This window comes from Enterobacter quasimori (assembly GCF_018597345.1).
GTDB classification, from domain to species: Bacteria; Pseudomonadota; Gammaproteobacteria; order Enterobacterales; family Enterobacteriaceae; genus Enterobacter; species Enterobacter mori.
In genome coordinates, this window is sequence record NZ_JAHEVU010000004.1 from 491,468 (window position 1) to 503,814 (window position 12,347).

The 12,347-nt window shown below is 53.6% G+C and carries 11 protein-coding genes, 1 tRNA gene and 1 rRNA gene; 8 read left to right on the plus strand and 5 right to left on the minus strand.

All coding sequences use genetic code 11. The features are described from left to right. Positions 1-31 precede the first annotated feature (31 nt). Positions 32-1,675, minus strand: a complete 1,644-nt coding sequence (gene groL / locus KK102_RS17975; RefSeq protein WP_023310114.1) for a chaperonin GroEL — start codon at positions 1,673-1,675, stop codon at positions 32-34. Positions 1,676-1,714: 39 nt separating this feature from the next. Further along, a complete protein-coding gene (locus KK102_RS17980) occupies positions 1,715-2,008 on the minus strand; it encodes a co-chaperone GroES (protein ID WP_003855929.1) in 294 nt (97 codons plus the stop codon). 178 nt (positions 2,009-2,186) lie between these two features. Here KK102_RS17980 and yjeH point away from each other — a divergent pair, with 178 nt between their 5' ends. After that, entirely contained in the window at positions 2,187-3,425 is a 1,239-nt protein-coding gene (gene yjeH / locus KK102_RS17985; protein WP_216358148.1) for an L-methionine/branched-chain amino acid transporter, read from the plus strand. Positions 3,426-3,458: 33 nt separating this feature from the next. Here the strand turns inward: yjeH and KK102_RS17990 are convergent, their stop codons facing one another. Beyond that, positions 3,459-3,923 (minus strand): FxsA family protein, encoded by a 465-nt coding sequence (locus tag KK102_RS17990; protein ID WP_010427775.1) that lies wholly within the window; start codon positions 3,921-3,923, stop codon positions 3,459-3,461. 335 nt (positions 3,924-4,258) lie between these two features. Between KK102_RS17990 and aspA the strand changes: the two genes are divergently transcribed. The 7 genes from aspA (at position 4,259) to KK102_RS18025 (ending at position 10,646) form a co-directional block, all read left to right on the plus strand. Further along, entirely contained in the window at positions 4,259-5,695 is a 1,437-nt protein-coding gene (aspA, locus tag KK102_RS17995; RefSeq protein WP_003855923.1) for an aspartate ammonia-lyase, read from the plus strand. 117 nt (positions 5,696-5,812) lie between these two features. Then, entirely contained in the window at positions 5,813-7,114 is a 1,302-nt protein-coding gene (locus KK102_RS18000; RefSeq protein WP_028016415.1) for an anaerobic C4-dicarboxylate transporter, read from the plus strand. Between the two features lie 113 nt (positions 7,115-7,227). Then, positions 7,228-7,551, plus strand: a complete 324-nt coding sequence (gene cutA, locus KK102_RS18005; RefSeq protein WP_010427778.1) for a divalent cation tolerance protein CutA — start codon at positions 7,228-7,230, stop codon at positions 7,549-7,551. Further along, the gene (locus KK102_RS18010; protein WP_216358149.1) at positions 7,527-9,224 is read left to right on the plus strand and encodes a protein-disulfide reductase DsbD; all 1,698 of its coding nucleotides are present in this window, start codon (positions 7,527-7,529) and stop codon (positions 9,222-9,224) included. Before cutA ends, KK102_RS18010 begins: the two co-directional genes overlap by 25 nt. A gap of 49 nt (positions 9,225-9,273) precedes the next feature. Then, positions 9,274-9,849, plus strand: a complete 576-nt coding sequence (locus KK102_RS18015; RefSeq protein ID WP_089601520.1) for a transcriptional regulator — start codon at positions 9,274-9,276, stop codon at positions 9,847-9,849. A gap of 127 nt (positions 9,850-9,976) precedes the next feature. Beyond that, positions 9,977-10,052, plus strand: a tRNA-Phe gene (locus tag KK102_RS18020). Positions 10,053-10,181: 129 nt separating this feature from the next. Beyond that, positions 10,182-10,646: a DUF6538 domain-containing protein gene (locus tag KK102_RS18025; protein WP_216358150.1), complete on the plus strand. Its 465-nt coding sequence runs from the start codon at positions 10,182-10,184 to the stop codon at positions 10,644-10,646. A gap of 177 nt (positions 10,647-10,823) precedes the next feature. Here KK102_RS18025 and KK102_RS18030 read toward each other — a convergent pair whose 3' ends face one another. Together KK102_RS18030 and rrf are read right to left on the minus strand one after the other, a co-directional pair. After that, on the minus strand, positions 10,824-11,495 hold the full coding sequence (locus tag KK102_RS18030; protein ID WP_216358151.1) for a DNA-methyltransferase: 672 nt from the start codon (positions 11,493-11,495) through the stop codon (positions 10,824-10,826). A gap of 762 nt (positions 11,496-12,257) precedes the next feature. Continuing rightward, positions 12,258-12,347 (minus strand): 5S ribosomal RNA (rrf, locus tag KK102_RS18035); the annotation flags it as partial.

Below are 12,347 nucleotides of genomic sequence, written 5' to 3' on the forward strand. Positions count from 1 at the left end.
GGTTCGTTCTGAGAGGTTCAGAACAACATGATTACATCATGCCGCCCATTCCACCCATGCCGCCCATGCCTGCAGCACCTAAGTCAGGCGCATCGCCTTTTGGCAGGTCGGTCACCATGCACTCGGTGGTGATCATCAGACCCGCAACAGAGGCCGCGTACTGCAGAGCAGAACGGGTTACCTTAGTTGGGTCCAGGATACCGAAGTCGATCATGTTGCCGTATTCTTCAGTTGCCGCGTTGTAACCGTAGTTACCTTCGCCCGCTTTCACGTTGTTCGCCACCACAGATGGCTCTTCACCGGCGTTGGACACGATCTGACGCAGAGGCGCTTCCATTGCGCGCAGCGCAACTTTGATACCCACGTTCTGATCTTCGTTCTGAGCGGTCAGGCCAGCCAGTTTAGCGGCCACGCGCACCAGCGCAACGCCACCACCCGCAACCACGCCTTCTTCTACCGCAGCACGGGTCGCGTGCAGAGCATCGTCAACGCGTGCTTTTTTCTCTTTCATTTCAACTTCGGTCGCCGCACCGACTTTGATTACCGCAACGCCGCCAGCCAGTTTCGCTACGCGCTCCTGCAGTTTTTCACGGTCGTAGTCAGAAGTCGCTTCTTCGATCTGCTTACGGATCTGACCAACGCGGCCCTGAATAGCAGCTTCTTCACCCACGCCATCGATGATGGTGGTGGTGTCTTTGTTGATCACAACGCGTTTCGCCTGGCCCAGGTCTTCCAGGGTCGCTTTTTCCAGCTCCATACCGATCTCTTCAGAGATCACGGTACCGCCGGTCAGGGTAGCGATATCCTGCAGCATCGCTTTACGACGATCGCCGAAGCCAGGTGCTTTAACCGCAGCCACTTTCACGATGCCGCGCATGGTGTTAACCACCAGGGTCGCCAGCGCTTCGCCTTCAACGTCTTCAGCGATGATAACCAGCGGCTTACCTGCTTTCGCAACGGCTTCCAGCACTGGCAGCATTTCGCGGATGTTGGAGATTTTCTTGTCAGCCAGCAGGATGAACGGGCTTTCCAGCTCAACAGCGCCAGTCTCTGGCTTGTTGATGAAGTATGGGGACAGGTAACCGCGGTCGAACTGCATACCTTCAACCACGTCCAGTTCGTCTTCCAGACCGGTACCGTCTTCAACGGTGATCACGCCTTCTTTACCGACTTTATCCATCGCTTCTGCGATCAGTTTACCTACGGTTTCGTCGGAGTTAGCGGAGATGGTACCAACCTGAGCAATGGCTTTAGAGTCAGAGCACGGTACGGACAGCGCTTTCAGTTCTTCAACAGCGGAGGCGACAGCTTTGTCGATACCACGTTTCAGATCCATTGGGTTCATGCCCGCCGCAACGGCTTTCAGACCTTCAGTGATGATAGCCTGCGCCAGTACGGTCGCGGTGGTGGTACCGTCGCCTGCAGCGTCGTTCGCTTTAGAGGCCACTTCTTTCACCATCTGCGCGCCCATGTTTTCGAACTTGTCTTCCAGCTCGATTTCACGTGCAACAGAAACACCATCTTTAGTGATGGTTGGCGCGCCGAAGGATTTGTCCAGCACTACGTTACGACCTTTCGGACCCAGGGTCACTTTCACTGCGTCTGCCAATACGTTTACGCCGCGGAGCATTTTTACACGAGCGTCGTTACCGAATTTTACGTCTTTAGCTGCCATGTTCTTATTTCCTCAAATTCGTACAGTTTCGTGCGTAAATTACGCTTCAACAATTGCCAGAATGTCGCTCTCGGACATGATCAACACTTCTTCATTGTCGATCTTCTCGGATTTCACGCCGTAGCCATCGTTGAAAATGACGATGTCACCAACTTTAACGTCCAGCGGCTGCACAGTTCCGTTTTCCAGGATGCGGCCCTTACCGACAGCGATGATTTCGCCACGCGTTGATTTGGCTGCTGCAGAACCGGTCAGAACGATGCCGCCAGCAGACTTGGTTTCAACTTCTTTACGTTTGACGATCACACGATCATGTAACGGACGAATACTCATTGATAGCTCTCCTTTGAGAAAGTCATTATCAGTTATGGATGACGCCGGGCCGCACGCGGTTTTCCGGCTAGTGCCCTGAGAGATGGGGATAGCTTTTTCCCCCTTCAAGGGGGAATCGAAAAAAAATTTGCGAAAGTGTTACCATCGCCTCTCTTTGGATGGTGGCAGGACGATGGAAATGAGTGGACTCAAGCAGGAGTTGGGGCTGGCGCAGGGCATTGGCTTACTCTCAACATCTTTGTTAGGCACGGGCGTTTTTGCGGTTCCCGCGCTGGCGGCGCTAGTCGCGGGGAATAACAGCCTGTGGGCGTGGCCTGTGTTGATAGTGCTGGTTTTCCCGGTGGCAATTGTCTTCGCCATCCTCGGGCGGCATTTTCCCAGCGCGGGCGGCGTGGCGCATTTTGTTGGCATGGCGTTTGGTCCGCGCCTTGAGCGCGTCACCGGCTGGCTGTTTCTCTCCGTCATTCCGGTTGGCCTTCCGGCGGCGCTGCATATTGCGACCGGCTTTGGCCAGGCGCTGTTTGGCTGGCATGACGAGCAGCTGTTGCTGGCAGAACTGGGCACGCTGGCTATCGTCTGGTGGGTGGGCTCGCGCGGAGCCAGCTCCAACGCCAACCTGCAGACGCTGGTTGCGGTGCTGATTGTCGCGCTCGTTGCCGCTATCTGGTGGGCGGGCGATATCACAATAAAGGAAATTCCCTTTCCGGCGATAACAGACGTCGACCATTCACAGCTTTTCGCCGCGCTCTCCGTCATGTTCTGGTGTTTTGTGGGCCTGGAAGCCTTTGCCCATCTGGCGTCGGAATTTAAGCAGCCTGAACGTGATTTCCCCCGCGCGCTGATGATCGGCCTGCTGCTGGCGGGTACGGTCTACTGGGCGTGTACCGTGCTGGTATTACACTTCAAGGCTTTCGGAGCCGATTTCGCCGCCGCGGCATCGCTGCCGGGCATTGTGGTTGAACTGTTCGGTGTGAAAGCGCTGTGGATCGCCTGCGTCATCGGCTATCTGGCCTGTTTTGCCAGCCTGAATATTTATATCCAGAGCTTTGCCCGGCTGGTGTGGTCGCAGGCGCTCGACAAACCTGAGAATCGCCTCGCGCGCCTGTCTAAACGCCAGCTTCCGCTGAATGCCCTGAATGCCGTGCTGGGCTGCTGCGTCCTAAGTTCGCTGTGTATTTACGCGCTGGATATCAATCTGGACGCGCTGATCGTTTACGCCAACGGCATTTTCATCATGATCTACCTGCTGTGCATGCTGGCGGGCTGTCGTCTTCTGAAAGGTCGCTACAAAGCACTGGCGGTCGTCGGAGGTGTGCTTTGCCTGCTGTTGCTGGCGATGGTGGGATGGAAGAGTCTGTACGCGATTGTCATGCTGGCAGGGCTGTGGCTGTTTTTAGCGAAACGGCAGAATACGTAGGCCCGGTAAGCGAAGCGCCACCGGGCACAAAAATCACCGATCGTCTTTATGATCTAACCGGTCGCGCTGGTCATCCTTGCGCTGATACTCCCCTTCAAACGTATCGCCCGGCCCGGTGCTGAACCCGCCACCCGGCATGCGGCTGAAACGCAGATGCGGCAGCAGCTTCATGGTCAGGTGCTTCTGCACCGGCGGTAACAGCAGCAACAGGCCGAGGAAATCGGTAAAGAACCCCGGCAGGATCAGCAGCAGGCCCGCAATAATCAGCGACACGCTTTTGATCATCTCGGCTGCCGGACTCTCGCCCGCGGCCATCTTCTGCTGCATTAACAGGAAATTTTTGAAACCCTGATTACGCACCAGCGACATACCGATGACGGAGGTGAAGATCACCAGAATCAACGTCAGCAGCACGCCCAGCACGTGGGCAACCTGAATGAAAATCGAAATCTCAATGTAAACATAGAGAAAGAAAGCAATAAACGGTATCCAGCGCACTGGCATCTCCTGTAGGGCAGGCGCCATCTGGCCCCTGTCTGAATGTGTTCGCAAAACGCGTTTTTTAGAGATGGCGACGTTTAGCCAAAATTCAATCGGTTTGCACGGATATTTTTTTCGGAAATATTAAAGCGGTGACACATTTCACAGATTAATAATTATCATGGAATCGGGACGATAATAAGTGATCCAGCTTACGGCAATTCGCTATCATCAGCATATGATCTCGAGCATCTGGCCGATTGAGGGAATAATCGTCGGTCAGAAAATATTCAAAACCACATATATACTGTGTGTTTAGTACAATCCATCGGCAGCTTGAAAAGAAGGTTCACATGTTAAACAACATTCGTATCGAAGAAGACTTGTTGGGTACCAGGGAAGTTCCAGCGGATGCCTACTACGGTGTTCACACTCTGAGAGCGATTGAAAACTTCTACATCAGCAACAGCAAAATCAGCGACATCCCTGAGTTTGTCCGTGGCATGGTGATGGTGAAGAAAGCCGCAGCACTGGCAAACAAAGAGCTGCAGACCATTCCTAAGAGCGCTGCAAATGCGATTATCGCCGCGTGCGATGAAGTGCTGAACAACGGCAAATGCATGGATCAGTTCCCGGTTGACGTCTACCAGGGCGGCGCGGGCACCTCCGTCAACATGAATACCAACGAAGTGCTGGCAAACATTGGCCTGGAGCTGATGGGACACCAGAAAGGTGAATACCAGTACCTCAACCCGAACGATCACGTTAACAAGTGTCAGTCTACCAACGACGCCTACCCAACCGGCTTCCGCATCGCGGTGTATGCCTCCGTGGTGAAACTGGTGGACGCAATCAACCAGCTGGGCGATGGCTTCCAGCGTAAAGCGGTTGAGTTCCAGGATATCCTGAAAATGGGTCGTACCCAGCTGCAGGACGCAGTACCCATGACCCTCGGTCAGGAATTCCACGCGTTTAACGTGCTGCTGAACGAAGAGACCAAAAACCTGCTGCGTACCTCCGAGCTGCTGCTGGAAGTGAACCTGGGCGCCACCGCCATCGGTACACGCCTGAACACCCCGGATGGCTATCAGCAGCTGGCGGTACAGAAGCTGGCTGAAGTGTCCAACCTGCCGGTTGTGCCTGCAGAAGACCTGATTGAAGCGACCTCCGACTGCGGCGCCTACGTCATGGTTCACAGCGCCCTGAAACGTCTGGCGGTGAAACTGTCCAAAATTTGTAACGACCTGCGCCTGCTCTCTTCCGGTCCGCGCGCTGGCCTGAATGAAATCAACCTGCCAGAACTGCAGGCGGGTTCATCCATCATGCCGGCCAAGGTGAACCCGGTCGTGCCAGAGGTGGTGAATCAGGTTTGCTTCAAAGTCATCGGTAACGACACCACCGTGACCATGGCCTCTGAAGCGGGTCAGCTGCAGCTGAACGTGATGGAGCCAGTGATTGGCCAGGCGATGTTTGAATCCATTCATATCCTGACCAACGCCTGCTACAACCTGCTGGAAAAATGCATCAACGGTATCACCGCGAATAAAGAAGTGTGTGAAGGCTACGTCTATAACTCCATCGGGATCGTCACCTACCTCAACCCGTTCATCGGCCACCACAACGGCGATATTGTCGGTAAGATCTGTGCCGAAACCGGTAAGAGCGTGCGTGAAGTCGTGCTGGAGCGCGGACTGTTGACCGAAGCTGAGCTGGACGATATCTTCTCGGCCCAGAACCTGATGCACCCGGCGTATAAAGCGAAACGATATACCGATGAAAGCGAACAGTAACAGTTCAGGCTAAGCTTCCGAAAGGCACGTCACTTGTGACGTGCCTTTTTTCTTTTTAAGCATTACCAATTACACAACATTTCAATATCAACTTGTTAATAAACAAGGAAGGCACTTATGTTTGGAGCAGAACTCGTCATCGTCTTGTTGGCGATTTATTTGGGCGCACGACTCGGGGGGATCGGCATCGGTTTTGCCGGGGGTCTCGGGGTGCTCGTTCTTACCCTTATCTTTCAGATTAAACCCGGCGCAATCCCTTTTGACGTTATCGAAATCATCATGGCTGTTATTGCGGCTATCGCGGCCATGCAGGTCGCAGGCGGTATGGACTACCTGGTGAGCCTGGCGGAGCGTATGCTGCGCCGCCATCCAAAATACATTACCTTCCTTGCCCCGCTGGTGACCTGGTTTATGACCATTCTCGCCGGTACGGGCCACACCGCCTTCTCTACGCTGCCAGTGATTACTGAAGTGGCGAAGGAACAAGGTATTCGCCCGTCGCGTCCGCTCTCTATTGCCGTCGTCGCGTCCCAGATTGCGATTACCGCCTCGCCGATTTCCGCTGCGGTGGTCTTCTTCGCCGGTATCCTTGAGCCGATGGGCGTGAGCTACCTGACGCTGCTGGCGATCTGTATTCCGGTGACGCTGATTGCGGTCATGATCACCGCCGTGCTGTGTAATTTCCTTGGTGCCGAGCTGAAAGACGATCCGGTTTACCAGGAACGCCTGGCGAAAGGTGAAGTGAAGCTGCGCGGCAGCCAGGTCTTCGAGCTGAAGCCACACGCAAAACGCTCCGTGCTGCTGTTCCTGATCGGTATTGTCGCGGTCATGTTCTACGCGACCGCCATCAGCGACACCGTGGGCCTGATCCAGAACCCGGTCCTGCCGCGTAACGAAGCGATTGTGGTGTTCATGCTGACCATCGCAACGCTGATTAGCATCACCTGTAAAATTGACACCAGCGAAGTGCTGAACGCCAGCACCTTCAAGTCCGGTATGAGCGCCTGCGTGTGCGTATTGGGCGTAGCCTGGCTCGGTGATACCTTCGTGAAAGCGCACATCAGCGACATCCAGACCGTTGCCGGCGACCTGCTGCACAACTATCCGTGGCTGCTGGCCGTCGTGCTGTTCTTTGCGGCGACCCTGCTCTACTCTCAGGCCGCCACCACCAAAGCGCTGATGCCTGCGGCTCTGATGCTGGGTGTGACGCCGCTGACGGCAATTGCCTCTTTCGCGGCGGTTTCTGCGCTGTTCGTATTGCCAACCTACCCAACCCTGCTGGCGGCGGTTGAAATGGATGACACAGGTTCAACGCGTATCGGTAAGTACGTGTTTAACCACGCGTTCCTGATCCCGGGCGTCGTCGCTATTACGCTTTGCGTGATCCTCGGCTTTATCATCGGCGGCATTGTGCTGTAAACGGATTGCCGTTGTAAAAATAGTTAAAATCGGGCCGCTCTGCGGCCCGTTTCATTAATGACCAACTGCCTTGCGTGATATAGTGAAGACTTTCGTGATGAGGAGGTCGACTTGTGAACACGCCTGATGCTGTTGTCGTACTGTGCACCGCCCCTGATGAAGCCACTGCCCAGGATCTCGCCGCCAAAGTGCTGGCCGAAAAACTGGCTGCCTGCGTGACGCTCCTCCCCGGAGCCACCTCCCTTTATTACTGGGAAGGCAAGCTGGAGCAGGAGTACGAAGTCCAGATGTTGCTCAAAACCAATCCGGCGAATCAGCAGGCGCTTCTCGACTGCCTCAAATCTCATCATCCTTACCAAACTCCGGAACTGCTGGTGCTGCCAGTGGTCCACGGCGATAACGACTATCTCTCATGGCTCAACGCTTCCTTACGCTGATCCTGCTGCTGTGCAGCACGTCAGCTTTTGCCGGGTTGTTTGACGCACCCGGCCGTTCGAACTTTATTCCTGCCGACCAGGCGTTCGTTTTCGACTTTCAGCAAAACAAGCACGATCTCAATCTTACCTGGCAGGTGAAAGAAGGTTACTACCTCTACCGCAAGCAGGTGAGCATTACGCCTGCCCAGGCGAAGGTGGGCGCACTGCAGATGCCCGCGGGCGAGTGGCACGAGGACGAGTTTTACGGTAAGAGTGAAATCTACCGCCAGCGCTTAAGCGTGCCCGTTACGGTGAATCAGGCCGATAAAGGTGCGACCCTGACGGTGACCTATCAGGGGTGCGCGGATGCCGGATTCTGCTATCCGCCTGAAACGAAGGTCGTTCCGCTCAGCGAAGTTAAGGCTGCCGCCGATTTCTCCCCTCTCCCCTCTGGGGAGAGCGGTAAAAGTGAAGCCGCGTCAGACCTTCCGTTCTCCGCGCTGTGGGCCTTACTGATCGGCATCGGCATCGCCTTTACGCCGTGCGTCCTGCCGATGTACCCGCTCATTTCCGGCATCGTGCTGGGCGGCAAACAACGCCTCTCTACCGCCCGCGCGCTGCTGCTGGCCTTCATCTACGTGCAGGGTATGGCGCTGACATACACCGCGCTCGGCCTTGTGGTTGCCGCTGCCGGGTTACAGTTCCAGGCCGCACTGCAGCATCCTTACGTCCTTATTGGCTTGTCGGTGGTGTTTATCCTGCTGGCGCTGTCGATGTTTGGCCTGTTCACGCTGCAGCTGCCCTCCTCGCTGCAAACCCGCTTAACGCTGATGAGTAACCGTCAGCAGGGCGGTTCGGCAGGCGGGGTGTTTGCGATGGGCGCGATAGCAGGGCTGATCTGCTCCCCCTGCACCACCGCGCCGCTGAGCGCCATCCTGCTGTATATCGCCCAGAGCGGCAACATGTGGCTCGGCGGCGGTACGCTGTACCTTTACGCGCTGGGCATGGGCCTGCCGCTGATTCTGGTGACGGTGTTCGGCAACCGTCTGCTGCCGAAGAGTGGCCCGTGGATGGAGACGGTAAAAACGGCGTTTGGCTTTGTGATTCTGGCGCTGCCTGTGTTTCTGCTGGAGCGCATCATCGGTGACGCCTGGGGCATTCGCCTGTGGGCAATGCTCGGCGTGGCCTTCTTCGCCTGGGCATTTATCGTCAGCCTGGGCGCAAAAAAAACGTGGATGCGCCTGGTGCAAATCCTCCTGCTCGCCGCCGCGCTGGTGAGCGTGCGTCCTCTTCAGGACTGGGCGTTCGGCTCGCCGGTAGGCCAGACGCAGGCGCATCTGAACTTCATCCAGATTAAGAACGTTGATGAGCTCAACAGCGCGCTCGCACAGGCAAAAGGCAAACCGGTGATGCTCGATCTCTATGCCGACTGGTGCGTTGCCTGCAAAGAGTTTGAGAAATATACCTTTAGCGATCCGCAGGTGCAAAGTGCCCTGAAAGAGACCGTTTTGCTTCAGGCGAACGTGACCGCCAATAATGCGCAGGATAAGGCTCTGCTGAAGCAGCTTAACGTGCTCGGGCTGCCAACCATTCTGTTCTTCAATCAGCAGGGTCAGGAGCAGCCAGAACAGCGTGTAACCGGGTTTATGGATGCAGCGGCATTTAACGCGCATTTGCGCAATCGCCAACCGTAAACAACACTTTAAACGGGACAAACCGTTGGGAATAGCGGAGGAGATAACCGTGCAACGTGAAGACGTACTGGGACAAGCCCTGCAATTACTTGAGATTCAAGGGATCGCCAGCACCACGCTTGAGATGGTCGCCGACCGTATCGATTACCCTCTGGACGAGCTTACCCGCTTCTGGCCCGATAAAGAGGCGCTGCTCTATGACGCCCTGCGCTACCTCAGCCAGCAGGTGGATATCTGGCGCAGGCAGTTGATGCTGAATGAAGAGCTCACGGCAGAGCAAAAGCTGCTGGCGCGTTATACCGCCCTGACGGAATGCGTCAGCAACAACCGCTATCCGGGCTGTCTGTTCATTGCCGCCTGTACGTACTTCCCCGATCCAGGCCACCCCATCCATCAGCTGGCGGATCAGCAAAAACGTGCGGCGCATGATTTTACCCACGAACTGCTGACCACGCTTGAAGTGGATGACCCGGCGATGGTGGCGAAGCAGATGGAGCTGGTGCTGGAAGGTTGCCTGAGCCGCATGCTGGTGAACCGTAGTCAGGCGGATGTGGATACTGCTCACCGTCTGGCGGAGGACATTCTGCGCTTCGCCCAGTGCCGTATGGGCGGGGCACTGACTTAAGCGAACCTGTTAAATTCGACGTATTCGGCGCGTAAACCGCCAGATTGCCGCAAACTTAAGCAGTTGAACAGCTTTTCCCGAAATAATGTTGACGCTCGAGCGTGATTGCGGTTTAATGCGCTCCGTTGCCCGGATAGCTCAGTCGGTAGAGCAGGGGATTGAAAATCCCCGTGTCCTTGGTTCGATTCCGAGTCCGGGCACCACTCATTTGGAACCCTCGCTTAGGCGGGGGTTTTTGCTTTTTAGGTCAACAACTTGTTGGTTTACCAGTAGTTACCTCTTTTTAATTTCCTCCGGCCCCGCTACCCGGTGGTACAGAAAGGTGGTACAAAATGGGCATTATGATACAGCCAACAAAGAACTGCTTCGGCGTTTACCTCGTCCGTAAGGCCGTCCCAAAACACCTGCAAGGCATCCTCAATAAACGTGAGATCAAGTTTACCCTTGATACCAAAGACGTAAGGGAGGCCAGAGAACGAGCACCCGCAAAAATCATTCAGATCGACATGATGCTAAGGCTGGCAGAAAAGCAGCTTGAAGCGGAAGAGTCATTAACTGATGCCGATATCGAGATGATCGCTGATGTATGGGCTTCACGTGCCATGCAGAATGACGAGCTAATCCGGGAGCGATACATCATTGAAGACGTACTCAATGGTAAAACAGGAATGTTCCACTCGCCGGAAAACGACATAATTCACGACTGGCTGGAAGACAGCAAACGCAAGCCCCTCTACAAATCAGAAGCATTGCAGACTGAATGTGACGAATCCATCTGCAAAATGATGACCGTATGATAGTTAGTGTTTGATTTAAAAGCTTTTGAGGTTAGGTGTTCGCACCAGGAATGACCGTGCTTGTCAACTAAGTGCACAGTGACAACCTAACCTCACCTCCTGCCTTGATGTATGCAATAAAACTATCTGGTGTACGAGCCAGAATTAGTAGTTAAAGGCGTACTATCATAAAAAACATCATTTACCAGGAACCGTTTCAGACAACCTTTTTTTAAAATAATCATGTGCTGATGAAGAGATATCGTTCCCCATAAACGTACGTTCTAGCTCAGAAGCGGCAATCAGGGCAGAACCAGACCCAAAAAAAGGATCACATACAGACTCACCCTGAATGGTACTTTGCTCGATCAAAATCTTAATGAGATCAACTGGTTTTTCAGTCGGATAACCACGCATAACTCTCTTGGCTTCTAAAATATCGGGTATGCCTAAGTTATTGAGTTTTCTCTTCCCTTTCTCGAAAAACAGGACAAATTCGTACTTGGCGCGGTAATGGTACCCCATACCGATGGCCATCTTGTTCCAAACGATCGGCTTCCAGAACTTAAACCCAACCTCTTCGGCAACTGGCTTCAAATGAAACATCGTTTCCTGATCACAGAAAATGTACAAATGACGATTATTTTTCAAAACTCGGTACATTTCAGTCAGCAGCTCTCCAAATCTACTATTTGGAAAGATTGCAAACCATTCATTACTCGAAGATTTACTAACTTTTAATCGTGTTGTTGTACCGATTTTTCTATGTTTTTCTAGGGATTCATACGGAGGGTCTGTGACAAACAGATCAACACTCCCAGAAGGGAGTGTCTTCAACCACTCGACTGCATCTAATTGATTTAAAATCATTAAGTTTTCACTGTATTACACAATCTCTGTTTGGTGAGATCGACCGGAGATGGTTGTCCTGTATCAACTCCGCGACAGTCAATACAATAACTCTGAGCACCATCAGGATTTGACGCTGTGACTCGGGCATCAGTAGTGCCAAAATCCTCAGGGTAACGTCGGAAGACGTGCTGAACCCCATGCGTAGCTGAACACAACGGGCAGCTTTTATGTTTCCCATCAGCAGTCCAAATCCCGCGGTTCAGTACCTTACCACAACAACTACATTTCGCCATCTGTAACTCCTTTACAAACCTGATAAAAATGATTCGCTCGTAAGAGAAATCCTGAAATCTAACTTTATCGAGGATTGACTAAACTTAGTCAACTATTAACGGCCCCAAATTTTTGGGGGTTATCACATAAAATAAACGTTCATGATTTCCCGCTAAGAAAGCTTGAGTAATGGTACAGAGCGGTGGTACATTCGGAATTGAAACGTGTGGGTAACTTACCGTTATTCGGTGATTTCATTGTTTTAGAAACGAATCCTTGGTTCGATTCCGAGTCCGGGCACCACTATTTAAAGAACCCAGCCTATGGCTGGGTTTTTGCTTTTCTGCGTTTATCAAAACCTTCCCTGCTTTTATTCCAGTAAGATCGTGTGGCCTAATTTGCCCGCTGGCGCTGCGCTTACCGGGCCTACAAAGCCACCCGGCATCATTTCTGACGCACAAAGCAAAAAACCCCGCACCTTTCGGTACGGGGTTCTTCTTAATTGATGCCTGGCAGTTCCCTACTCTCACATGGGGAGACCCCACACTACCATCGGCGCTACGGCGTTTCACTTCTGAGTTCGGCATGGGGTCAGGT

What these genes read in the sequence shown, in the direction of transcription:
- groL (WP_023310114.1), bottom strand. Translation starts at nt 1,675, where the DNA reads ATGGCAGCTAAAGACGTAAAATTCGGTAACGACGCTCGTGTAAAAATG.
- KK102_RS17980 (WP_003855929.1), bottom strand. Translation starts at nt 2,008, where the DNA reads ATGAGTATTCGTCCGTTACATGATCGTGTGATCGTCAAACGTAAAGAA.
- yjeH (WP_216358148.1), top strand. Translation starts at nt 2,187, where the DNA reads ATGAGTGGACTCAAGCAGGAGTTGGGGCTGGCGCAGGGCATTGGCTTA.
- aspA (WP_003855923.1), top strand. Translation starts at nt 4,259, where the DNA reads ATGTTAAACAACATTCGTATCGAAGAAGACTTGTTGGGTACCAGGGAA.
- KK102_RS18000 (WP_028016415.1), top strand. Translation starts at nt 5,813, where the DNA reads ATGTTTGGAGCAGAACTCGTCATCGTCTTGTTGGCGATTTATTTGGGC.
- KK102_RS18010 (WP_216358149.1), top strand. Translation starts at nt 7,527, where the DNA reads ATGGCTCAACGCTTCCTTACGCTGATCCTGCTGCTGTGCAGCACGTCA.
- KK102_RS18025 (WP_216358150.1), top strand. Translation starts at nt 10,182, where the DNA reads ATGGGCATTATGATACAGCCAACAAAGAACTGCTTCGGCGTTTACCTC.
- KK102_RS18030 (WP_216358151.1), bottom strand. Translation starts at nt 11,495, where the DNA reads ATGATTTTAAATCAATTAGATGCAGTCGAGTGGTTGAAGACACTCCCT.